This window comes from Myxococcus guangdongensis, assembly GCF_024198255.1.
Taxonomy (GTDB): domain Bacteria; phylum Myxococcota; class Myxococcia; order Myxococcales; family Myxococcaceae; genus Myxococcus; species Myxococcus guangdongensis.
This window is the reverse complement of record NZ_JAJVKW010000001.1, coordinates 886,637-909,865: the sequence shown is the minus strand read 5'-3', so window position 1 is coordinate 909,865 and position 23,229 is coordinate 886,637. Positions and strand designations below refer to the sequence as shown.

Below are 23,229 nucleotides of genomic sequence, written 5' to 3'. Positions count from 1 at the left end.
CCACCATGCTCCGCAATCTTTCCCGACGCTCCCTGCTCCAGGCCCTGGCGGGCTCGACGGCGGCGCTGCCCCTGGCCAACCTGCTCGGCACCACGGACGCGTACGCCCAGGCCACCACGCCGCCCTTGCGCTTCATCGCCATCTTCACCGCCCACGGGTGCCTTCCGGAGTACTGGAACCCGCAGGGCGGGGAGATGGACTTCACCCTCGACTTCCCCAACTCCATGCTGCAGCCGCTCCAGGCCCACCGCTCCAAGCTGCTGGTGCTGGACGGCCTGGACTACCAGGTGCTCTACGAGCGCGGCCTGACGGGCCACGAGGGGGGTCCGCTCACGTTCCTCACCGGCAGCAAGGTCAACACCGCCAGCGGTGACGACCTGCCGGAGAACGCCTCGCTGGACCAGGTGCTGGCGGCGCAGATTGGTGGCGCCACGCGCTTCCGCTCCATCCAGCTCAACGCCTGGGAGCAGTTCGGCGGCCAGCACGTCTACAACAGCATCAGCTTCACGCCGAACGGTGGCCGCGTGCCCTTCGAGCGCGACCCGGCGGGTGTCTACCAGCGCCTGTTCGGCAACGCCCCGTCGCCCTCGCAGGACCCGGGTGAGGTGGCGCAGAACACCTCGCGTCGCAAGAGCCTGCTGGACTACCTCATCAAGGACGCCACCCGGTTGAGCAAGCGGCTGGCGGGCGCGGAGAAGCAGAAGCTGGAGACGCATCTGGAGTCGCTGCGCGACATCGAGCGGCGGCTCGGCTCGCTGAGCACCACGCCCACGCCGGCGCAGCAGGAGCCCCTGCCCGCGGAGGCCGCGTGCAGTGGTGGCACGGCGCCTCCGGCGTACGATTTGGGCCAGCTCGGCAACCTCAACAACATGCCGACGCTGACCAAGCTGCACCTGGACCTCATCGTCCGGGCCTTCGCGTGTGATTTGACGCGCGTGGCGACGCTGACGATTCCCGGTCCGTCGATGCCGTGGCTCGACATCCACGAGGACACGCACAACGACCTGGCGCACCGCCTGGACGTGACGGACGAGCCCTTGCGCTCGCAGATTCGCGGGAAGATGGTGAAGGTGCAGCGCTGGTACGCCGAGCAGGTGGCGTATCTGATGAACGGCCTGGCCTCCGTGCAGGAGGGCAGTGGCACGGCGCTGGACAACACGCTCATCCTCTGGGGCAACGAGCTGGGGGATGCGTCCGGCCACATGAACGTGCGCGTGCCCACGGTGCTCGCGGGCGGCGCGGGCGGGAAGTTCCGCATGGGCCGGTTCCTGCGGCTGCGTCCGGCGGGCTCCAACCCGCTGAACAACTGGGGCGGGCCGGGCACGCCGCTGCCGGGCGCCGTCGCGCACAACAAGCTGCTGGTGTCCATCGCCCAGGCCTTCGGGGTGAACGTGAACACCTTCGGCCATCCGGACTTCAAGGGCCCCCTGTCGGGGCTGACCTGAGGTTGCTCCCTCGCGGCGGGGGCTGCCCGCCGCGAGGTCCCCTCCGCGTCAGTCGGGACGTGCCTCGCGCGCATCCCCGCCACGCCACCGACGCAAGAGCTCGGACGCGCTCCCTCCGCGCTCCAGCCGCGCGTCCGTCACCTGCCCACCCGCGTCCACGCGCACCACGAACGTGAGCGTCGGCTCGCCGCGCAGGTGGTAGCGCAGGTCGGCGATGCGCACCTCGCGCCCGCCCTCCACCGGCACCACCGTCACCACCGGGAAGCGCGCCCACGCCAGCGCCTCGCGCACGGTGGGGAGGTCCTTCAAGTCCTCGGGCAGGACATCCACCGGCGCCACCACCCGGCGGTCCTCGCGCGGCTCACCGAAGAGCGACAGCTCCCCGGCCGCGAGCACCTCACCCGGGAGCCGGGCCACGTACCGCCACGTGCGGAACGACAGCGGGGCAGGGAAGACACGCACCGCCTGGGCCCCGGGGTAGGCCCGGTCCACGCGCCCCGTCAGCACGCCCCAGGACACCACGCGCGCGCCGACGTAGGCCATGGCGCACGCGAGCCCCACCAGCACCGCCCTGCGCCACACCGCCCGTCGCCGCCACGCCACCCCCGTGCCCACGAGGAGCGGCAGCGTCACCCACGGGTCCACCACCACCGTCCAGTCCAGGCTCAGCCGCGCGTCCGAGAACGGCAGGAGCACCCGCGTACCCCAGCCCGTCCACAAATCCGGCAGCAGGTGCGCGAACACCACCGACAGCAGGCTGGTGAGCAGCACCGGCGTCCACCGCGCGCCACGGAACACCGCCCGCGCCACCAGCGTGGCGCCCAGGGCGACCACGGGCGTGAAGACGAGCGAGTGAGACAATCCCCGGTGCGCGTGCAGCGCCACCGTCACCGCGTCGCCCCGCGCCAGCAGCGTGTCCAGGTCCGGCAGCTCCGCGGCCAGCACGCTCGCCAGCAGCACCGCCCGGTCCGTGGGCGTCGACCGCTCGGGAGCGCCCGGGCGCACGTCGGGGCGGCGCAGCGCGCCGATGGCCAGTCCGAGCAGCCCGTGGGTGAGGTTGTCCATGGCGCCTGGAGGCTCTAGCGCCTTTGTCCCTCCAAACACCAGCGGCGGGACGTGGAGTCGCCTCCGCCGCCCCGCCGCCAGTCACCTCAGGCCTCGGAAGGGATTACCCGCCGAGCGCGCCGTTGATGAGCGGCGCGACGATGCCCATGCCCGGGTCCTCGGCGTTGTAGCCGTTGGGCGGCTCATAGACGCGCACGCGCTGGTTGTTGTTCACGAAGCGCTGCAGGAACACGTCCATGCCCACGAACTCGCTGCGGCACGTCCACGACTGCCACGGCTCCAGGATGTACTCGTACCACTTCTTCTTCTCCATCTGCTGGCAGGCGTGCGAGCCGATGAAGGTGATGATGGTGCTGCAGTGGCTGGAGTTGATGGCGCGCTCGTGCGGGATGAAGTAGCTGTAGTTGTTGTACTTGTTCAGCTCCGTCACCAGCGCGGCCTCGTCCGCCTTCCAGTACGCGTGCACCGACTCCTTGTCGTTCGGCGTGTGGAAGCGCTCATAGGAGAAGCGCGAGTAGTTGTAGTCCCGCGTGTAGCCCGTGTACGCCAGTTGGTCGTTCGGGAACTCCGTGGCCACCATGCGGTTGATGGTGCCGAAGTCGTTCTGGCTGAACGACGCGGGCAGCAGGCCGAACACGGAGTTCAGGTTCCACGAGTCACGAATCTTGTCGTGCAGGGCGCGCGACTTGAAGTTGGCGTTGGGCGCCAGGAAGATGGGGCCGGAGTCGTTGAGCAGGTAGCCCCGCGCCGGGTTGATGATGCGACGCGCGAAGTAGTAGCCCGCCGACGTCGCCGTGCCGCCCGCGCTGTAGCCCGTCATCAGGAACTTCTGCACGTTGGGGAACTGCGTCTTCGCGTAGTTCGCCACCGCCAGCGTGTTGGTGTAGCCGCTGTGGTGCCAGGTGAGCGGCGGGTTCGCGCCCGTCTGGTCCACGTACGTCTTCACGTTGTTGCCGATGTGCACGTCGCCGGTGCAGTACGGCACGTAGACGATGTTCCAGCCGTTCGTCACCAGGTTCGTCTTGCTGCGGCCCGGCAGGCCCGGGTCCGCGCCGTTGACGAGCGGGGAGACGTACTTCGCCGTGAACTGGGTGATGTAGTCGTCGGCGATGCCGTTGGGATTCGCCGCGCCCAACAGGCCCGCACGGCCGCTACAGGTGTCGTAGTCCCAGCACGCGCCGCCGCCCTCGAGCAGCATCAGCAGGTTGGGCGAGTTCGTCTTGTGGATGAAGAACTTGAACTGGGAGCCATTGCCACACTTCGTCCCAGGCAGCTCCACCTTCTGCCAGTTGTAGTTGTTGCCGCCATCCACCAGCACGCTGACGATGGATGAGACGATGACTTCCGAGCGGGCGGCGCTGGGGACCATCAGCGCAGCGACAGCGAGGCACGCCACGAGTACGCGCTTCATGCAGGCTCCTCCGGGTTTGGGGGGAAGTCCGGTCTATATCCCACGTTGACACCCGAGTCAGTCTTGAATGTGTTGTTTCATGTTTCGAGCACCCGACTGATTTGTGATGCATTGCGGCATGACAAGCGTTGGTTGCCATGTGCGCGAGGCACGCGGTATTCGGGCGTCATGTCCGACAAAGCGGGGTCGAAGCGGCTGGGCTGGCTGGCGGGACTCGCGGGGGTGGCGCTGGTGGCCGCGCTCGTGTTCTCCCTCTGGGGAGAGGCGCCTCCACCTCCACCCGAGCCGGAGGCGCCCGTCGCCGCGCCCACCCCTCCGCCCGCGCCGCCCACGCCCCTTCCGGAGCCGGTGAAGCCGCCAGGAATGACAAGCAGCGTCATTCCTCAGACGCTCCAGGCCCCCGAGTTGGAGGATGAGCAGCCCAAGCCCTATCCCCTGGACATGGAGGCGCTGCGCGCGAGGCTGCCCGACAACCTGTACTGGGAGCTGGGCGCGCCGACGAAGGACCCGGAGCTCATCCGCAAGCGCGAGGAGGAGACGCGGCGGTGGAACGAGGTCTTCGGCCGCGTGCAGTCGGGCGACGCCACCGAGGCGGAAATCCAGCAGTACTACGAACGACGACGCAAGGTGTCAGAGGACATGCTGCTCTTCGCCACGACCGTCTTGGAAGAGCAGGGGGACGAGCTGCCGGAGCGGGACCGGGGCCTGTACGAGCTGAGCATCAACATGCACCGCACCCGGCTGTCGGAGTACTCGCGCCAGGAGGCGGAGTCGCTCGCGCACCGCCGCGCGCAGGAGGAGCGTCGCCAGGCGTGGCGCCAGCAGCAGCAGGGGGCGCAGACGCCTCCCTGACGCGGGCGTGTTGGGAAGTGGAAGCTTGCGGGCCGGCGCGTGCGGGGGGCGGATTGGAGCCATGGGCCCCCTGGCGCTAGGACTTGGGGCATGGCGGTGGAGACGAGTCGGACGGGGGCGCCCGGCGCGGGCGAACCCGAGGCGGGCTCTCCGGAGGAGTCGCGGCGGTCCGCGGGGGAGCTGGAGGCGCGGGTGGCGGAGCGCACGGCGGCGCTGGAGGCCGCGCTGCGGGTGCGGGACGAGTTCCTGTCCGTGGCCTCCCACGAGCTGCGCGCCCCGCTCACGTCGCTGCGGCTGTACGTGGATGGGCTGGTGCGCTCCGCCCAGCTGGGGGCGCTCGCGCCGGATGACGTGCCCCGGCGCCTGGGCCGCGTCCAGGACCAGTGCCGCCGGTTGGACCGGCTCATCGCCACGCTGCTGGACGTGTCGCAATTGTCCACGCAGCGGCCCGTGTTGGATTTGGAGGAGGTGGACCTGGGCGCGCTGGTGCGAGGCACGGTGGAGCGCATGGAGGAGGACGTGCGGCGGGCGGGCTGCGACTTGTACGTGCGGGCCCCGCCGGGCGTGGTGGGCGCGTGGGACCGCACGCGGGTGGAGCAGGTCTTCACCAACCTGCTCACCAATGCCCTGCGGCACGCGGCGGGGACGCCCATCGAAGTGGTGCTCACCACCGAGGGCCACTTCGCGCTTCTGTGGGTGCGCGACGGTGGCCCAGGCATCCGGGAGGAGGACCAGGCGCGGCTCTTCCAGCGCTTCGCCCGGCTGGACTCGCGACGGCCGGGCTTCGGTCTGGGGCTGTGGATCTCCCGGCAGTTGGTGGAGCTTCACGGAGGGCGCGTGTCGGTGGAGAGCACGCCGGGCAAGGGGGCCTGTTTCAGCGTCCGCCTGCCGCTGCCCGCTCCGCTCGCCGACGGGCCCTGAAACTTGCCCTGGGGGGGCTGTGGAGTGTTGTCTGACGAGCAGACGCGTGGGAGGAGCCGGTGGGTCGGGACGAGGGAAGTGTTAAGCGGGGGAAGGGGCCTTGACCCGCATCCGCACCGAGCGCGTGGAACATCCTTTGACCGGCGAGGGCCCTGCCAGCGACGACACGGCCCTGTGGGACCAGTTCCCCGAGAGTGTCGCCATCTGTTCCCCGGAGGGGGTGTGCCTCTACGCCAACCCGGCGCTGGAGCGCGCCTTCGGGGGCCGGCGCGAGGACCTCTTCGGCCGGATGCCCTGGGAGGCGTACCCGGAGGTGCTGCGCGAGCAGCTCCAGGAGCGCTTCCTCCGCGTGGCGGCCACGGGAGCGCCGGAGGAGTTCGAGTGGCACTTCTCGGCCCGCGAGCGCTGGTTCGTGCTGCGCCTGTTCCGGGGCCAGGGCCGCGTCTACGTCTTCTCCCGGGAGAACACGTCGGAGAAGAAGCAGGAGGCCATCCTCCGCGGGCTCTACGACGAGACGCGCCGCGCGCAGCGGCACGCGGCCTTCCTGGCGCAGGCCAGCGAGGTGCTCACGTCCTCGCTGGAGCACGACGAGATCCTCCAGCGCCTCACGCTGCTGGCCGTGCCGCCGCTGGCGGATGGGTGCAGCGTGGACGTGCCCATGCCGGACGGGAGCGTGCGGCGGGTGTCCATGGCGCACGTGCGGCCGGAGAGGGTGGAGGCCACGCGTGCGTACCACGAGCGCTACCCCATCCTCCTGGACGCGCCCCACGGCGTGGGCAAGGTGCTGCGCACGGGCACCACGGAGTACGTGTCGGAGCTGCGGCCGGAAATCGTCGCGCGGACGTTCCAGGACGAGGCGCACGGGCGGGCCACGCTGGCCCTGGGCGTGTCCGCGTACATCATCGTCCCGTTGATGAGCCGGGGGCGGGTGCTGGGCGCGCTCTCGCTGGTGAACACGGAGAAGGGCCGGCGCTACACGCAGGCGGACGTGCGGCTGGCGGAGGACCTGGCCCGGCGCGCGGCCACGTCGCTGGACAACGGCCGGCTCTACACGGAGGCGCACGAGGCGGTGCGGGCGCGCGACTCGTTCCTGTCCGTGGCCTCGCACGAGCTGAACACGCCGCTCACCTCGCTCACCCTCAACGTCCAGGCGCTCCGGCGGCAACTGGAGGCGCATCCGGCGAGCACTGGGGACGTGGCGTCCGAGTCCATCTCCAGCAAGGTGCTGTCCGTGCAGCGCCAGCTGTCGCGCATGTCCGGGCTGGTGCGGGAGCTGTTGGATGTCTCGCGAATCACCGCGGGCAAGCTGCGCCTGGAGCGCGAGGAGATGGACCTGGCCGCGCTGGTGCGCGAGCTGGTGCCGCGCTACGCGGAGGAGCTGGCCCGGGCGGGGTGCGCGCTCCGGTTGGAGACGGCTCCGACGGCGACGGGCTCGTGGGACAAGCTGCGCGTGGAGCAGGTGATCCAGAACCTGTTGTCCAACGCCATCAAGTACGGCCGGGGACATCCCATCGAGGTGCAGGTGGGCGTGGACGACCAACGCGCCTGGCTGCTCGTGCGCGACGAGGGCGTGGGCATCGCCGTGGAGGCGCAGTCGCGGCTGTTCCAGCGCTTCGAGCGGCTGGCCAGCGAGCGTCACTACGGTGGACTGGGGCTGGGCCTCTGGATCGTCCGGCAGATTGTCGACGCGATGGACGGGCGCATCCTGGTGCGCAGCGCGCCCGGCCAGGGCTCCACCTTCACCGTGGAGCTGCCGCGTCGCCCTCCCGCGGGATGAGGTGCGAGCGCGCGCCCGACGACACCACCCAGAGCTGGTGGGACGTGCGGGTGATGGCCACGTGCAGGCGGCGGCGCGTCTCGTCGTCCACGGGCCAGGCCCTGGCGGTGACGTCCGGGAGGATGACGTAGTCGAACTCCAGGCCCTTCACGCTGCTCACGTCCGTGACGTCCACGCCGGGCTCGAAGGAGAACTCGCCGTCCTTCACCCGGCGCGCCCAGGACTGGTCCGCGACGACGCGGTACACGGCGTCCGCGGACTCGGGGCTGCTGGCGATGACGCCCACGGAGGCGTGGGGTTCGCGCGCGACGAGGTCTCTGAGCGCTTCGCCGATGAAGAGCTGCGCCTGGGCCTCCACGGGGAAGTGGTGGAACCCCACCGGCGCGCCTGGGCGCTGGGGGCGCGACGCGGACTCCGCCTTGGCCTGGGTGCCGAGCACGCCCCGGGCCAGCTCCACCACGGGCGCGGGGCAGCGGTAGGAGACCTGCAGCCGGCACGTCGCGGCGTCGCGGATGCCCAGCTCGTCGAGCGTCTCCGGCCAGCCCGCGAAGCCCGCGTCCGTCTGCTGCAGCTCGTCGCCCGCGAGCGTGCAGCTCTTGCCCTTGCCGAGCAGCCGCCGCACCACGAACAGCTCGAACAGGGAGAAGTCCTCCGCCTCGTCCAGGACGACGTGGGCCAGGCGCTCCAGGCCGAGCGGGCCCTGCTGGGCCTTGAGGAACATGAGGATGGGCAGATCCTCCAGGTCCACCGTGCCCGCGAGCGCGTAGGGCGTGTCCTCGTCGATGGCCTTGCCATCCACGGTGATGAGCCGGTCCGGGTCCGTGATGTCCTTGAGCTCCTTCGACAGGGGCGTGGAGCGCTGCAGGCGCGTGTGCTCGTACACCTCGTCGATGGCGGTGCGCGGCAGCTCGCCCTTCGCCGCGCGCACCACCTCCTCCAGGAAGCTCCGGTCCAGGTAGGCGTCCGCGAGCCTGCGGTGCAGTCGCTCCAGCGTGGTGCCCGCCTCCGTCTTCGGCGCGCCGATGCGCTCCAGGAGCGCGCGTCGCAGCGCGGGGTGGCGCTTGAAGCGCGCGGCCAGGGGCGGCGTCTCCGGGCTCAGCTTGATGCCCGGCAGGTTGAACGCCGAGCGCGCCGTGGCCAGGAGCCAGGAGTCCCGCGTCTCCACCGTGACGCGCCCCAGGCCGAGCGGCGCCAGGAGCCTCCGCGACAGTCGCGCCAAGCCCTCCTCCGGGACGATGAGCTTCATGCGTGACTGCGGGAAGCGCTCCGCGTCGTCGAAGGCGATCTTCGCCAGCCGGTGCAGCGCCACCGTCGTCTTGCCGCTGCCCGCGCTGCCCAACACCAGCAGTGGCTGCCCGGACTCCACGGTGACGGCCTCGTACTGCTCGGCGTCCAGCAGGGCGGTGACGCCGAAGACGTCCTCGACGCGTCGGGCGCCCTTGCCGGTGCCCAGGGCGCCGGGACGCGCCGCCGTGCCCGCGCCTCCCGCCTGGAGCGAGGTGAAGTCGCGCCCCACGGAGCGCCACGTGCCGTCGGAGGCGCGCTCCAGCACCCGCGCGCCGGAGATGATGCGCGTGAGCACGCCCTTCTCGATGACGACGAGCCGGCGCACCTCGACGGTGCCCTCGGACAGCCGCTCACCGAACTGCTCCTCGAACGCGTCGCCCTCCTCGTACGAATAGAAGACGCGGGCGATGGGGGCGAAGCGCCAGTCGATGACCCGCACGCCCGCGCCCACGTCCGCGAAGGTGGTGCGTCCGAGCAGGTAGTCGCGCGGCCCCGCCTCGCCGACGAGCCGCAGGTGCGCGAAGTAGGGCGCCTGGGCGTCGGGCAGGTTCGCGGACTCCTGCCGGTCCAGCAGGGCGCGCGTCTGGTCCATCTGGAAGAAGAGGTGGGGCAGGTCCGCCTCGGCGGCGGTGGCCGCGTCCTCGCGGAGCGCCTGGAGCTGCGCGACGAGCAGGCGGTTCTCCTGCGTGCGTCCGGCCTTCTGTCGCGCCGCCTCGAGCGCCTGTTGGACACGCGACAGCAGCGCCTCCTCCTCGGTGATGAGGGCCTGGTCGGCTTCGGCGAGGGCGGGCGTGGCGTGCGTCATGGGCGGCAAGGTGAACCTGGGGGTACTGGCGCGTCAACCCGTTGGTTTTCCTGACGGAAGTGCTACTTTGAATCGTGAGAGCAAGGAGCGGGCATGCAGCGGTTCACCCCTCGGCTGGCGCTGCTGGTGCTGGCCTTCCTGTCGTGCTCGTCCTCCAGTCCGCGCAAGGAGCTGCACCGCGGCCAGTCACCCTTCACGCTCATCACCGTGACGGAGGACCGGGAGGGCCGGCGTTATCTCCAGTTCGACGAGTCCGGGGCGCTGCAGAGCGTGGTGTGGCCCGGGCAGCCGAAGAAGCTGGAGCTGGCGTACACGCGCGTGTCGATGGTGGCGCTGGCCTTCGTGCCCAAGCCCCAGCGCGTGCTGGTGGTGGGGCTGGGCGGCGGCGCGATGCCCATGTTCCTGCGCGCGGTGCTGCCCGAGGCGCACATCGACGTGGTGGACATCGACCCGGACGTGGTGGACGTGGCCAGGCGCTTCTTCGGCTTCCGTGAGGACGCGCGCCTGAAGGCCCACGTGGCGGACGGCCGGGCCTTCATCGAGGCGAAGCGCCCCGCGTACGACCTCATCTTCCTGGACGCCTACGGCCCCGAAAGCATCCCCGAGCACCTGGGCACCGTGGAGTTCCTCGCCTCCGTGCGCGCGAAGCTGACGGCGCGCGGCGCGGTGGTGGGCAACGTCTGGGAATACCCGCCGAACCCCCTGTTCCCCTCCATGCTCCGCACCTGGCAGGCGGGCTTCACCCAGCTCTACACCTTCGAGGTGGCCAGCGCCGCCAATCGCATCTTCGTGGGCGTACCCTATCCGGAGAAGCAGACGCGTCAGGCATTGGAGACGATTGCCAACAAGGTCGAGAAGGCGCAGGGCGTCCCCTTTGACCTGAGCGCATTGGTGGTGGAAGGTTACGCCGATGCCACCACGCGCAAGGAATTGACGGGGCAGGTGTTGAGGGACGCACCCTCTCCCGCCGCTGCGCCGCCGGCTCCGGAGTCGAAGCCAGCACCTCCGGCGCCGTGACACATGGGACACGTGAGTGATTGCGTCGCGGCGGGGGCCGCGCGCTAGAGTTCCGTGCGTCTCATCGCGCCCCTGTACACCCGTCGTCTCGGAGGATGAATGTCCCCGTCTCCTGTCGGGCCGCCCTCGTTGTCACGTCGAGGGTTGCTCAAGCGAGGGTTGTTCGGAGGCGCGCTGCTCGCGCTGGGAGGCGGCGGCCTGTTGTGGACGCGTGAAGGATTGTCATTGCCCCTTCCTCCCGAGGGCCTGAAGGTGCTCGGTGCGCGCGAGTACGCCACGCTCCAGGCCATGGCCCGCCGGGCCTTCCAGCCGCGCGAGGGCTGGCCGGACGCGGACACGGTGCGCGTGGCCTTCCTGGTGGACGGGCTGCTCGCGGGGTTGGACCCGGTCGTCGCGAACGAGGTGAAGGCGGTGGTGGGCCTCTTCGACAACGCGCTGGCGGGGCTGCTCTTCACCGGACACGTCACCCCGTTCTCGCGGCTGGGGCCCGAGGCGCAGGACGCCGTGCTCGAATCCTGGAGGACGTCGCGGCTGGTGTTCCGCCGCGGGGGCTACCACGCGCTGCGAGGGCTCCTGTACGCCGCCTACTACTCGCATCCGGCCGCCATGGCCGCCACGGGCTTCGTCGCACCGGAGGGCTTTCACGTCGCGGACGCGCCGGTGTGGCGGGGGCCCGCGGATGGTCCCTTCGCGGGCTCGGGAGGTGGCACGCCATGACGGGACGCATCTGGACGGGAGACGAGCTGACCGAGGACTCGACGCTCACGTGTGATGTCTGCGTGGTGGGCAGCGGCGCGGGCGGCGGGGTGCTGGGGTTGGAGTTGGCCCGGCGCGGGCTGGACGTGGTGATGCTGGAGGAGGGCGGCTACCACACCCGTCGCGACTTCGACCTGAAGGAGGCCAAGGCCTACGCGACGTTCTACCAGGAGGGTGGCAACCGGGCGACGGACGACCTGTCCATCGGCATCTACCAGGGGCGCACCGTGGGCGGCGGCACCGCGGTCAACTGGTGCGCATGCTTCCGTACGCCGCCCGAGATTCTCGAGCACTGGCGCGACGCGCACGGCGTGAAGGGGCTGGACTCCGCCACGCTCGCGCCGCACTGGGATTGGCTGGAGGAGCGGCTGAACATCCGCGACTGGCCCATCGAGCAGGCCAATCGCAACAACCGCATCCTCTGGGACGGGCTGGGTGCGCTCGGATATGGCCGCGGCACGGTGAAGCGCAACGTGCGCGCGTGCGCGTCCCTGGGCGCGTGTGGCCTGGGCTGTCCCACGGACGCCAAGCAGTCCACGCTGGTGACGCTCATCCCGGAGGCGGTGGAGCGGGGCATGCGCCTGTACGCCAACGTCAGCGCGCGGCGGCTGGAGACGAAGGGCGGCCGGGTGACGGCCGTGCACGGGGACATCCTCGACCCGAGGACGAACCGGCCCACGGGCAAGAAGCTCACCGTGAAGGCGAAGGTGACGGCGGTGTGTGGAGGCGCCCTCAACTCGCCGGGCTTGTTGCTGCGCAGCGGGCTCACCGGACGGGGGCGCGTGGGCAAGCGGCTGTTCCTGCATCCGGTGGTCGTGTCCAACGCGCGCTTCCGCGAGCGCGTGGAGGCGTACTCGGGCGCGCCGCTCACCGTGTATTCGCGGCAGTTCATCGACCGGGGGCAGGGGAGGATGGGGTGGCTCCTGGAGGTGCCCCCGCTGTTGCCGCTCTTGAGCGCGGTGGCGCTCAACGGCTTCGGTGCGGGGCATCAGGATTTGATGGCGGGCCTGCCGCATGCGAACGCGCTCATCTCCATCTGTCTGGATGGGGTCCAGCCCGGGGACGAGGGCGGCACCGTGGCCCTGCGCGGCGCGGGCGAGTATTCGCGCTTCAAGGTGGACTATCCCCTCGGGGAGCTCCACTGGGAGGCCTTCCGCGAGGCGCTCAAGGTCGCCGCGCGCATCCAGTTCGCCGCGGGGGCGGAGGTGGTGCTCAGCCCGCACTCGAAGCCGGTGGTGATGCGCAGCGAGCAGGACATCCCGCTGCTGGATGACGCGCCCTACGCTCCGCTCGAGTGCTCGGTCCTCAGCGCCCACCAGATGGGCGGCTGCGCCATGGGGGGCAACCCCGAGACGAGCGTGGTGGACAGCACGCTGCGCTACTGGGACTCCGACAACCTCTTCGTCGTGGATGGCTCGGTCTTCCCCTCCGCGCTGGGCGTCAACCCGATGGAGAGCATCCTCGGCGTCGCGCATTGGGGCAGCCAGCACGTCGCCGCGGCGGTGAGTGGCTCGGGGTGACAGTGATTCCAGACCGGGCGCCGATGGCGTTGCATGCTGCCTTTGGTCTATGGACCCAGGGCTGGCGCCCGGAGGGGGCGCGGTGGGTGGGTCCCGCAGTCGCGCAAGTCCGCTTCATATGAGCTCACAAATCCAGGTTGGGAATCCTCCGCGTGGGCGGAGGGTGGTGTCGGCTGTCGTGGGATTGCTCTGCGTCGTGTTGGGCGCGTGCTCCACGTTGCCGCAGCGGGGGCAGGTGGTGATGCGGGACGTGTCCTTCCCGCTGCGCGACTTCCGCATGCCGTCGGGGTTGCGCGTGGTGGTGGAGCAGGACGCGCGCGCGCCGGTGGTGGCGATGGTGGCCCTGGTGGGCGTGGGGGGCTCCGGCGACCCGACGGGCAAGGAGGGCCTGGCGCACGTGGTGGAGCACCTGGCCTTCCGCGCGCGTCACGCAGGCAGCCCCTCGGTGTCGACCCGGCTGGAGGACGCGGCGGCGGGTTACTCGAATGCCTTCACCAGCCTGGACCACACCGTGTACCAGTGGGTGGCGCCCAAGCAGTCGTTGGACATGCTCGTGAAGATGGAGGGACAGCGACTGTCCGCGCCCCTCTCCGGGGTCACGCCCGAGACCTTCGCGGTGGAGCGCGAGGTGGTGCGTAACGAGCTTCGCCAGCGCAACGAGACGGGCTTCGTGGGTCAGGTCTTCAGCTGGGTGCACGCGTCCGCCTATGCGCCGGAGCACCCGTATTCGCGGCCCATCATCGGCACGCACGACTCGTTGACGGCCCTGTCCCTGGCGGACGCGCAGCGCTTCGCGCGGACCCACTACCGGCCGGACAACACGACGCTGGTCATCGCCGGAGACGTGGACCTGGCGAGGGTGGAGGCGGTGCTGCTCGACAACCTTCCGCCGGAGTGGGTGGGCACCGGGGCCCCGCTGGCGGTGGACTCGCGCATGCCGCCCGTGTCCGAGCCGTCCCCGCGCGCCGCGCCCGCGCAGATGCCCGAGTATCAGGCCGCCGTCGGCTCCCCGGAGCTGTACATCTCCTGGGTGCTGCCGCGCTCCTTCGACGAGGCGAGCGCCATCCATGACTTCGTGCGGGTGAACCTGGGCCGCAGCCTGGGGGGCTCCATGCGACGGGACGGGGACATCGCCGGGTTCTCCACCCTGCTGCTGCCCGGCACGCGCGCGTCGCTGCTGGTGGTGCGGGTGGTGCTCACCCAGGGCAGCCACCCGCGCAAGTCGGCGGACAACATGTTGGATGAGGTCCAGTGGACGTGGAGCCAGGCGCCCGGCCACGCGGGGGCGGTGCTCGGCCGCGAGTACGACTTCCAGGCCCTGCGCCGCAACGTCATCACCGGCATGGTGCTGGAGTCCGAGGAGCTGCTGTCGCGCACCGTGCGACGCGCGGAGCTGACGCACTTCATGCTGGATGCGCGCGGGTACACGCGCTCGCAGCGGGCGTTGATGACGCTCGACGGCGGCAAGGTGACGGACTTCGCCTACAAGTGGCTCCAGCGCGAGCGCGCGCGCATCATCCTCGTGCGGCCCGGTGGGTCGGGCGGTGCGGTGGTGGCCGCTCCCGTGGCGCTGCCGGAGGAGCCGCCGGCGAGCGCTCAGTCGGAGCGAGTCACCCAGGCGGCTCAGGCCGCGCTGTCCGCGCCGGTGCGGACGCTGAAGCTGGACAACGGGATGGAGGTGCTGCTCGCGCCCCGTCCAGGCCTGCCCGTGGTGCGCGTGGGCGCGGTGCTGGGCGGCGGGCGCACGTACGGGCCCAAGTCGGGCGTGGCGGAGATGGCGGATTATGGCGCCTTCCGCGAGTCCTGGTTCGAGGGCAACGCGAGCCACTGGGGCCTGCATGTGTTCGGCGGGATGCGGAGAGATCATCAGCGCTTCGAGGTGGCCGGGACGTCCGGCAACGTCGGCAACATGCTCGCGATGCTGGCCGAGCAGCTCTCCTCCACGCGGACCTCGTATGACGCGTGGCGGTTCCTGCAGGAGCAGGTGGTGCCGTGGCGCAAGACATTGGACTCGCACCCGGAGGAGCGCGCGCAGCGCGACCTGATGCAACTGCTCTACGAGCCGCACCCCTACGCGCGCCACGCCACGGGTGAGGCGCTGTCCCAGGTGTCGGAGGAGGACATGATGGCCTGGATTCGGGACGTCTACCGCCCGGCCAACACGGTGGTGGTCATCGCGGGTGAGTTCGACGCGGCGACGGTGGAGCCGCTGGTGCGCGAGTACCTGGGCGGCTGGAAGCACGGGCCGACCTCGCCGGTGGAGGTGCCCGCCGCGCCGGGGCTGCCGTCGCCCGCCGCGAAGCCCCGGACGCTCGTGACGTCCAGGCCCGGCGCGACGCAGGGCCACCTGCAGCTGGCGTGTCGGCTGCCCACGGCCACGCCCGAGGCCGAGGCGCGCTACGACGTGATGGCGGAGCTGGTGGGCCGGCGCAGCTTCGACCTGGTGCGCGCGCGGCAGGACGCGTCCTACGGCTTCAGCGCCAGCACGTGGCTGGGACGCGGTGGTGCCGCGCATCTGCTGGTGGAGGGCCTGGTGGACGCGGCGCGGATGGCGGAGGGCGCGAAGGCCGTGCAGGACACGCTCGCGTCGTTCGCCCGGGGCGTGGACGAGGCGGAGCTCGCGCGCGCCAGGAAGCGCCTGCTCTCGCGGGACGCGGTGTCGTTCATCTCCTCCGAGTCGTGGGTCCAGTCGCTCCTGGACGCGCGCGTGCGAGGCTTCCCCGCGGAGTCGCTGGCCCAGCGCCCCGCGCACCTCCAGGCGGTGACGGCCGAGCAGGTGAGGCAGGAGTTCGACGGCTGCCTGAAGCGTCTGGTGGTGGGCGTCGTCGCGGACAAGGACCGGGTGCAGCCGATGCTCCAGGCCCTGTCCACGCCCTGACAGATAGAGTGCTCCCTCGCCTGGTGCCCGTACACCCAGGCGAGGCATGCGGGGCCCTGCGTCCTCCCGCTCCGACGCTGACTACCTTGCCTGGACAGGAAGACATCCGCGAGGGGGCAGGCATGCGGTGGCAGGGAGGACGTCGCAGCTCCAATGTGGAGGACCGGCGAGGGGCGGGGTTGGGGCGCCCGCTCGCGGTGGGCGGCGGGGCGGCGTCGCTGGTGGTGGCGCTGCTGGTGATGTTGCTCGGAGGAGACCCCTCGGTCGTCACCACGCCGAGCGGTGGACGCGGGCCGTCCAGCGACGACGGCACGGGCGGCTCGGGCGTGCCCGATGACCCTCGGCAGGCCCAGCTCAAGGACTTCGTCTCCGTCATCCTCGCGGACACGGAGGACACCTGGCCGGGCCTGCTGGAGCCTCACGGTGTCGAGTACGTGGACCCGCGCCTGGTGCTCTTCACCGGCGCGGTGCGCTCGGCCTGCGGCTTCCAGGAGAGCGCGGTGGGGCCCTTCTACTGTCCGCCGGACCAGCGCGTGTACCTGGACCTGGACTTCTTCGACGAGCTGGACCGCCGCTTCGGCGCGCCCGGCGACTTCGCGCAGGCCTACGTGGTGGCGCACGAGGTGGGGCACCACGTGCAGAACCTGCTGGGCATCTCCCGTCAGGTGCAGGCCGCGCGGCAGCGTGCGTCGCCGGAGGATGGCAACGCGCTGTCGGTGCTCCAGGAGCTCCAGGCGGACTGCTTCGCCGGCATCTGGGCGCACCATGCCCAGCGCGAGCGACAGATTCTGGAGCCGGGTGACGTGGAGGAGGGACTGGGGGCCGCGTCCGCCATCGGCGACGACACGCTCCAGCGCCGCGCCCAGGGACATGTCGTCCCCGAGTCCTTCACCCACGGCTCGTCCGCGCAGCGCGTCGAGTGGTTCAAGCGGGGCCTGACGCAGGGCACGCTCGAGGCGTGCGACACCTTCGGGGCGCAATCCGTTCCACGCCGTCGTCGCTGACAGCGCGCCATGGGGCTGATTGACAATCCAGCCCCGGCTCGCGGTTGAATGCCCTCCGCGCGGTGGCCGGTCCGCGTCCATCGACGCGGAGGGGGCGTGTTCCCATTCAAGACGCTGTGGTGTGTGGGGTTGTTGACGGGGCTCGTCTGGGCGCCCGTCGCCGAGGCGCGCTTCGGCAAGCGCAACACCCCGAGCGACTCGAAGTCGAGCACGCACGATTCCAGCGCGGACCCGGACACACACGAGGCCTCCGCCATCGGCACCGAGGACGACGATGACGATGGGAAGAAGCCCCGCTCGCGCAACTCGTTCGACGACGATGATTGTTGCTCGGATGATGACGACGACGACGCGTCGGGGGGCATCGTGGCGAGCCTCCTCAGCGGGCTGTTCGAGGGCGCCGCCCGGACCATCGCCAACACGGGGACGCACCTGTCGGAGCGGCTCGACCCGGAGACCTCCCAGCCCCTCCTCGCGGGGCAGCGGCACGCGGTGCCGCTGTCCTTCCGGTTGAGCGCGCAGCGACTGCTGATGCTCGACGACGTGCGCGGCGTGGACCTGCTCGCGGGGCTGGAAGGTCATCGCTTCGGGGTGGAGACCCGCATGATGTTGCTGAAGCAGCCCACGGATGACGGCACGGTGGGCGAGGACGACCTCATGCTGGTGTCGGCGCACCTGACGTATGCCTTCCTGGTGCGCGACGCGTTCCGCTTGCGCGCGGAGGGCGGACTGAGCACGGCGCACGCGCCGGACATCACCCTGGCGGGCCCGAGTGTGGCGCTGTCCTTCGAGGCGTGTCTGTTCTCCCCGCTGGACTTCGAGGCGCGCGCGCAGCTGACGCCGCTGCCGTTCCTCCAGGTCGACGCCACGGTGGGGCTGGCCCTGCACCTGGGGAGCTTGATGCTGCGCGGCGGCTGGCGCGGCCTGTACCTGGACGACCTGGGGACGGTGGACGGCGTGGCCCACGTGGACCGGATGCACGGCCCCTATTTCGGCGCCGGCTTCACCTTCTGACGCGGACGGCGGGCGCTATCGGTTGCCCCGCATCTTCCACCACAGGATGCCCATGAAGCTCTCCGGAGGAGGCTCCGGAGACGTCATCGGCTCGTCCTCCTCGCGCGTGGGGTGTACGGGAGGAGGCGACGGACGGCGCACGGTGGGCAGTGGCTCCGAGCTGTGCAGCCCTCGCGACGCGCGGTCCAGGGCCTCGGAGAAGGAGCGCCTCGCCACGTCGTTCGATTCGATGCGTTGGGGCCCCGAGACGCGCTCGAGGGCGCGGACCCGGAGGATGGCGTCGGCGCCCTCGACGCGGCGCAGGCCGCCGACACGGCCGACGGGGCCTCGGGGTTTGCGATGGTGACTCATGCCGGACCTCGCGCGGGTGGAGACGTCAGGGGGTGGGCTGGGTGGCGATGGCCGCCGTCTTGCGAGGGATGAACTCCTCGCGGCGCAGGAGCAGCTTCGCATCCTTCTTCGGGAGGATGCGCAGCTGGAACCGGCGCTGAGTGGGCTCGTCGACAGAGAACACATTCCTGTCGCTCACCAGCAGCACGGCCGTGGGCACGGCGAGCTTGGGGGCGCGGTGCCCGTAGAAGTGCACCACGACATGGTAGGGCCCCGGTACCAGCTTGCGCGCGTGGTACAGCTCCGGCCCCAGCCCATCGGTGATGTCCCAGTAGAGCTGGCCTCCGAGCCGCGTCTGCTTGTGCTGGTAGTAGCAGCGCTCGCCGTCGGGCTCGATGACCCACAGGTCGATGTCCGTCTGGTCCGAGTTCCAGTGCGTGGTGAGCTGATAACCGATGGGCGCGCGGGAGAAGGCGTCGCCATACATGCCCGACGTCTCGGGTTTCCCAAGCTCGGCGAGGCGCGCGCGCAGCTCCTGGACGATGGGCTCCGCGCGCGGGTGTCGCGCCAGCGCGGAGAGCATCCGGCCGTAGTGGTAGCTCGCGACCAGCCGCAGCTCACCGGGGTGCCGCGGGAAGGGGCGGGCGAGCAGGATTTCGTAGTTGCGCGCGGCCTCGGCGTAGCGGCCCGCGGCGTCCAGCGCGAGCGCCTCTTCCAGGTAGGCCTGTCCCTCGAAGGTGCGGCTGAGCCGCAGGTGTTCGAACAGCTCCGTCGCCGCGGCGTACTGGCCCAGGGCGAGCAGGCCATAGCCCACCAGCCGCAGCGCCTCCGGGTCCTTGGGGCGCAGCTCCACGGGGGAGGAGAGGGCCCGCACTGCGCCCCCGGTGTCACCGGCGAAGGCGCGCTCCCGGGCGATGCCTTCGTACAGCGTCACATCGTCCCGGTTCTCCCGTCGCGCCTTGCGGTACGCAAGCTCCGCGGTGAGGCGGGCCTCGCCGCCCGCGTAGGGCTCGTCGCGCAAGGGCTGGCGCGGGTGCGAGGGCGCGAGGACCGCGCGCTGCAGCGTCAGGGCGTCCACCACCGCGCGCCCCGACTTGGGGACCGCGTCCATGTCCAGCCCCACGAGCGCGTCCCGGCGCTGGTCCTGCTCCCGCTTGCGCAAAAGCTCCAGGTCGTTCAGCTCCACGCGCTCATCGCGCAGGGCGAAGCGCGTGTACTCGGCCGCCGTCTCGAGCACGAGCATGGACGCGCGCGCGTTGGCCAGGTGGTAGTGCTGGCTGAGCGCCACCACCATCCGGTCCAGGCGCACGTCGTCCAGCGAGACGAGTCGGGAGACGAAGAGGTCCGCCCAGGCGCGAGGCGCGAACGCGCTGTCCGTGTCGCGAGGCAGGGGCACCTCGAGCGTCTTCTCCACGTCGCCCACGCGGGTGGCCACCACGAGCGCCGCGGCCCCAGCCTCCGGCAGCCGTCCGGCCACGAGCAGCTCCTGGCCCGGGAACACCAGGTGCGGACGGCCGGCGATGACCAGGTCCTTCACGGGCGCGCCCTTCACCTCCACGCGGGAGAGGACGACGGGACTGGCCCGGTGCGCCGTCGCGGCGACGTCCACCTGGGCCCCGGAGAGCACCGACACGCCCCGGCCTCCGCTGGCCCGCGCGAGCGCATCGAACAGCTCCGTGTTCACCGCGGCCTCTCCGAAGCGGTACGTCACCCACCGCAGCGACTCCGCGCTGGTGTGCCGGGAGATGAGGGACTCGATGGTGCTCGGGCCCCAGGTGACGTTGCCGTCCGACAGCAGGAGGGCCGTCACGCGCGCTCCGGGCTGGGCGGGCTTGAGCCAGTCCGCGCCGGCCCGGTCCAGCTCCGTCAGCATCCCGTCCACGTGCGACGCGCCCTCCAGGAACACGCGCTCCAGCTCGGAGAACGTCTCCTGACGACGGGCGGCGTCGTTCGTCCGCCAGCCCGTGCCGTGCAGCCAACGGGGGCGCACGTCGAAGAGGAGCACCGCGTACTCGTTCAGCGTGGAGTCCTTCTCCAGGAGCGCGCGCAGGGTGGCGGCCTGGAGCGCCCAGGCGTTCCCGTCCTCGGTGGAGAGGGAGGTGTCCACCACCAGGACGGCGCGCCCGGTGGGAGGGCCCTCGGCCGTCGACGTCAGCTTCGCGGGCAGTCGGACGCGGGCATGGAAGGCCTGGCCCGGAAGTCCCGCATCGTCCTTGCCCACCAACACGTCCGCGTCGCCGTCCTTCGGCGCGAGCGCGACGGACAGCGCTCCGTCACCCTTCAGTCGGGGCCAGTCGTGCACCCGCCATGCGCCGAGCTTGCGCCCGCTGCCCGAGGCGACGGGGGAGACGAGATCGTCCTTCACCTGCGTCGGGTCCACGTGCACGCGCGCGGAGACCTGGACCTCCGTGCCCGCGCCGGTGGGGAGGGGCCACGTGTAGCGCAGGTGTCGGCCGTCGTGGATGAGCGTCTGCTCGTAGGCGATGACCACGCGCTTGAGCGAGCGGGGCGGCAGCGGGAAGACGCGGGCGCTGAACGTGGAGGCGCCCGCCCACTCGAGCAGGGCCGGGTCGACGTTGTCGCGGACGATGTCCTCGTAGACCTCGCGGGCGCGCTTCTGCTCGACGACGCGGGCCTCCTGCACCTCGCCCCACGAGCGCTTCGCGCCCTTCGGACTGGGCGGGGCGGCGGCGGTGAGCTGCTCCAGGTTCGCGGTGCCGTCCCCCAGCGCGGGCAAGAGGTCCGAGGACTGGAAGAGGGAAGGGCCGTTCGCGTCCACCGCGCCGGAGTAGAGCGCGAAGCCCGCGACGGACGCGCCTCCGGGCAGCGGGTAGTAGAAGGTGCCTTCGAGCGCGCGGGTCGTGTCGTTCTCGAAGAGGTGGTCCACCACGGTGCGCGCGCGGGCACCCTGGATGTACGTGACGACGCGAATCGCGCGGGTCTTCAGCGGCTGGTAGCGGCCAGACTCGTCGCGCACCAGCACCTTGGCCGCGCGAGGCGCCGCGTCCACCTTGGGCAGCACGGGCGTGGGCAGGTTCGTGGGAGGTGGCGAGCCGTCGGCCCGCTCCTTCTTGGAGGGCTCCTGCGTCTCGGGTCCGCCACCACCGCTGCTTCCGCGGATGACCTGGAGGGCTTCACGGGAACGGGTGGGGGCGGGGCGGGCCACGGAGTCCGTCGGTGGCACGTCGAGGGAGGAGGCCACGGCGGGGACCTCCCGGGGCGCGGGTGAGGCGGGAGGTGGCGGGGGCGCTTGGAGGGCCCCTGGCCTGGGCGGCGGCCTGCCTTCGACAGGCGCCTCGGCTTCGCTGAGAGACAATCCGCTCTCGGCTCGCAGGTTGTTGAGCAGGCGCTCCATCGTGTCATCGTCGAGGAGCGTGGGGTTCGCGAGGGCGTCGCGAAGCTCCGCGACATCCACCTCTCCCGGGTCGACGACACCGGACACCGTCGTGGGCGCGGCGAGGCCCGCCTTGGCGAAGCTCTCGGGCGTCGTCGCGGGTTTGGGAGGCGCGGGCGGGGCCGTGGAGGCCGTGCGCTCACAACCCACCACGGCGAGACATAGCAACAGGGCGGCGGTCGACAGTCGCGAGACGCGCATGTCGGGGACGTTAACCCAACACCGTGTCACGCGCGCAGGCTGCCCCCGGGATGGATGTCAATCGAGGTAGCCCCAGCGGTCCTCCTCGAAGACGTAGTAGGGGCGGCCGAAGGGAATCCGGTCTGTCCAGCCGAGCACGTGGCGCTGATGCGTCACGTCATAGGTGAAGCCGAAGTGCGGGCCGTCGAACTTCGCCCGAGGCAGCTCGGACAGGAGGTCGGGGACGAGCTCGGACAGGGCCTCCGGGAGCCGTCCCTGTCGCGTCTGGAATTCGCGGCAGGCGGCGATGATGCGCTCGGCGTTGCGCTGGGCCCGCTCGCTCCCCGCGCGGTCGGGCCGGAGGGTGACGTACACCGTCGCGGCCAGGGAGACGGAGTTCTGGATGAGCCGCGAGGCGTGGTCCCTCCACTGTCGCAGGGTGCTCCCGAGATGTGTGCCCATGCCGTCGCCTCCGCTGTGCCACGCATCATCACCCGGCGTGCCGCCTTCGTGCGCGGCACTGCCTATCTTTTTCGCGAGGACGACACAGGAGGACGTGATGCCGGACATCGACGAGCGCCAACGCGCGGACGACCCCTCGGAGGACAGGACGGCGCGGGAGGCGGGCTACGAGGAGGAGGTGCCCGGGCACACGCCCGGGGTGGCGGAGGGTGACGACGACGAGGCACCCCACCGCGTGCATCCCTTCCCGGACCCGGACAAGACGCCTGGCTCCGCGGAGGGCTGAGCAGCCATTGCCTGTACGGACGGCCCGATGAGGCGTCGCGCCAGACGTCTGTTCCCCTCTGTGCGGAGGGCGGGATGCTGCTGACCCGCGAGAACCGGGGTGGCACTCCGATGCCTTCGTGCGCGGTGCGCGAAGGAGAGCGCCGAGGCACTTCGGGGGCCTCTCTCGTGAGGAGGTGGATGTATGCGGAGCGGCCGCCAGGACGGGGAGTCTCGTTGTTTCTTCCTGTGTCCCGAGCGGAGCCTGGACTCCGTGTACGTCCTGCCCCATGCGGGGGACGGGGACTGAATAGGCCAGGGGGAGGTGCGTCAGAAGGGACAGAACGCGGCGCAACCCGCTGCGAAGGAGGTCGTCATGAACAGCAAGCTGATGCGAGTCCTGGTGGTGTGCTCCCTCACGATGGGTTCTCCCGTCCTCGCGCAGTCGGTTCATGGTGCCTCCCCCATCGCGACGCAGAAGGTGACGGAGTGGGCGGAGGGGCAGCGCAACGTCTCGCGCGCGGACCGTGAGCGTCAGGCCCGACTGGAGCGGGAGCGTGAGGAGCGGGAGCGTCAGGCGCGGTTGGAGCGGGAGCGGCAGGCGCGGTTGGAGCGTGAGCGGCAGGCGCGGCTGGAGCGGGAGCGGCAGGCCCGCGTCGAGCGTGAACGGCAGGCGCGGTTGGAGCGCGAGCGTCAGGCCCGCATCGAGCGCGAGCGTCAGGAGCGGGAGCGTCTGGCCCGGCTGGAGCGTGAGCGTCGGGAGCGCGCCGAGTGCGAGCGCCGCGGGTATGGCTGGTGCGCGTCCAACACGCCGCGCCGGGGGTAGTCGGCCTCGGGTCGAGCTGGA

The 23,229-nt window shown here is 71.2% G+C and carries 18 protein-coding genes; 12 read left to right on the top strand and 6 right to left on the bottom strand.

Features of this window, described 5'->3' with window-relative positions; genetic code table 11:
* Positions 1-5: 5 nt before the first annotated feature.
* Positions 6-1,445, top strand: a complete 1,440-nt coding sequence (locus LXT21_RS03645; RefSeq protein ID WP_254036678.1) for a DUF1552 domain-containing protein — start codon at positions 6-8, stop codon at positions 1,443-1,445.
* A gap of 48 nt (positions 1,446-1,493) precedes the next feature.
* Here LXT21_RS03645 and LXT21_RS03640 read toward each other — a convergent pair whose 3' ends face one another.
* Positions 1,494-2,510, bottom strand: a complete 1,017-nt coding sequence (locus LXT21_RS03640; RefSeq protein WP_254036677.1) for a metal-dependent hydrolase — start codon at positions 2,508-2,510, stop codon at positions 1,494-1,496.
* 103 nt (positions 2,511-2,613) lie between these two features.
* Positions 2,614-3,921, bottom strand: coding sequence for a pectinacetylesterase family protein (locus tag LXT21_RS03635; protein WP_254036676.1), 1,308 nt, complete (start codon positions 3,919-3,921; stop codon positions 2,614-2,616).
* Positions 3,922-4,089: 168 nt separating this feature from the next.
* Between LXT21_RS03635 and LXT21_RS03630 the strand changes: the two genes are divergently transcribed.
* The 3 genes from LXT21_RS03630 (at position 4,090) to LXT21_RS03610 (ending at position 7,471) form a co-directional block, all read left to right on the top strand.
* The gene (locus tag LXT21_RS03630) at positions 4,090-4,773 is read left to right on the top strand and encodes a hypothetical protein (RefSeq protein WP_254036675.1); all 684 of its coding nucleotides are present in this window, start codon (positions 4,090-4,092) and stop codon (positions 4,771-4,773) included.
* A gap of 90 nt (positions 4,774-4,863) precedes the next feature.
* Complete coding sequence (locus tag LXT21_RS45125; protein ID WP_267145391.1) at positions 4,864-5,694, top strand: sensor histidine kinase; 831 nt, start codon at positions 4,864-4,866, stop codon at positions 5,692-5,694.
* A gap of 100 nt (positions 5,695-5,794) precedes the next feature.
* The gene (locus LXT21_RS03610; protein ID WP_254036674.1) at positions 5,795-7,471 is read left to right on the top strand and encodes a sensor histidine kinase; all 1,677 of its coding nucleotides are present in this window, start codon (positions 5,795-5,797) and stop codon (positions 7,469-7,471) included.
* Here the strand turns inward: LXT21_RS03610 and LXT21_RS03605 are convergent.
* Positions 7,434-9,563, bottom strand: coding sequence for an ATP-binding domain-containing protein (locus tag LXT21_RS03605; protein WP_254036673.1), 2,130 nt, complete (start codon positions 9,561-9,563; stop codon positions 7,434-7,436). The genes LXT21_RS03610 and LXT21_RS03605 overlap by 38 nt on opposite strands.
* A gap of 93 nt (positions 9,564-9,656) precedes the next feature.
* Between LXT21_RS03605 and LXT21_RS03600 the strand changes: the two genes are divergently transcribed.
* The 6 genes from LXT21_RS03600 to LXT21_RS03575 all read left to right on the top strand — a co-directional run bounded on the left by LXT21_RS03600 (position 9,657) and on the right by LXT21_RS03575 (position 17,752).
* Positions 9,657-10,580, top strand: a complete 924-nt coding sequence (locus tag LXT21_RS03600; protein WP_254036672.1) for a spermidine synthase — start codon at positions 9,657-9,659, stop codon at positions 10,578-10,580.
* 99 nt (positions 10,581-10,679) lie between these two features.
* The gene (locus LXT21_RS03595; protein WP_254036671.1) at positions 10,680-11,297 is read left to right on the top strand and encodes a gluconate 2-dehydrogenase subunit 3 family protein; all 618 of its coding nucleotides are present in this window, start codon (positions 10,680-10,682) and stop codon (positions 11,295-11,297) included.
* Positions 11,294-12,856: a GMC family oxidoreductase gene (locus LXT21_RS03590; RefSeq protein ID WP_254036670.1), complete on the top strand. Its 1,563-nt coding sequence runs from the start codon at positions 11,294-11,296 to the stop codon at positions 12,854-12,856. The genes LXT21_RS03595 and LXT21_RS03590 overlap by 4 nt, the downstream gene beginning before the upstream one ends.
* A gap of 178 nt (positions 12,857-13,034) precedes the next feature.
* The gene (locus tag LXT21_RS03585; protein ID WP_254036669.1) at positions 13,035-15,734 is read left to right on the top strand and encodes a M16 family metallopeptidase; all 2,700 of its coding nucleotides are present in this window, start codon (positions 13,035-13,037) and stop codon (positions 15,732-15,734) included.
* Positions 15,735-15,856: 122 nt separating this feature from the next.
* The gene (ypfJ, locus tag LXT21_RS03580) at positions 15,857-16,738 is read left to right on the top strand and encodes a KPN_02809 family neutral zinc metallopeptidase (protein ID WP_254036668.1); all 882 of its coding nucleotides are present in this window, start codon (positions 15,857-15,859) and stop codon (positions 16,736-16,738) included.
* Between the two features lie 96 nt (positions 16,739-16,834).
* Entirely contained in the window at positions 16,835-17,752 is a 918-nt protein-coding gene (locus LXT21_RS03575) for a hypothetical protein (protein WP_254036667.1), read from the top strand.
* Between the two features lie 15 nt (positions 17,753-17,767).
* On the opposite strand, the gene LXT21_RS03570 is transcribed toward LXT21_RS03575, so the two are convergent.
* Genes LXT21_RS03570 through LXT21_RS03560 form a run of 3 tightly spaced genes read right to left on the bottom strand, consistent with a single transcriptional unit; the run spans position 17,768 to position 22,118 of the window.
* Entirely contained in the window at positions 17,768-18,103 is a 336-nt protein-coding gene (locus LXT21_RS03570; protein ID WP_254036666.1) for a hypothetical protein, read from the bottom strand.
* Between the two features lie 25 nt (positions 18,104-18,128).
* Positions 18,129-21,677: a VIT domain-containing protein gene (locus LXT21_RS03565; RefSeq protein ID WP_254036665.1), complete on the bottom strand. Its 3,549-nt coding sequence runs from the start codon at positions 21,675-21,677 to the stop codon at positions 18,129-18,131.
* Between the two features lie 57 nt (positions 21,678-21,734).
* A complete protein-coding gene (locus tag LXT21_RS03560; protein WP_254036664.1) occupies positions 21,735-22,118 on the bottom strand; it encodes a hypothetical protein in 384 nt (127 codons plus the stop codon).
* A 97-nt stretch (positions 22,119-22,215) separates the two neighbouring features.
* Between LXT21_RS03560 and LXT21_RS03555 the strand changes: the two genes are divergently transcribed.
* A complete protein-coding gene (locus LXT21_RS03555) occupies positions 22,216-22,404 on the top strand; it encodes a hypothetical protein (RefSeq protein ID WP_254036663.1) in 189 nt (62 codons plus the stop codon).
* 354 nt (positions 22,405-22,758) lie between these two features.
* Positions 22,759-23,208, top strand: a complete 450-nt coding sequence (locus LXT21_RS03550; RefSeq protein WP_254036662.1) for an ATP-dependent DNA helicase — start codon at positions 22,759-22,761, stop codon at positions 23,206-23,208.
* Positions 23,209-23,229 lie beyond the last annotated feature (21 nt).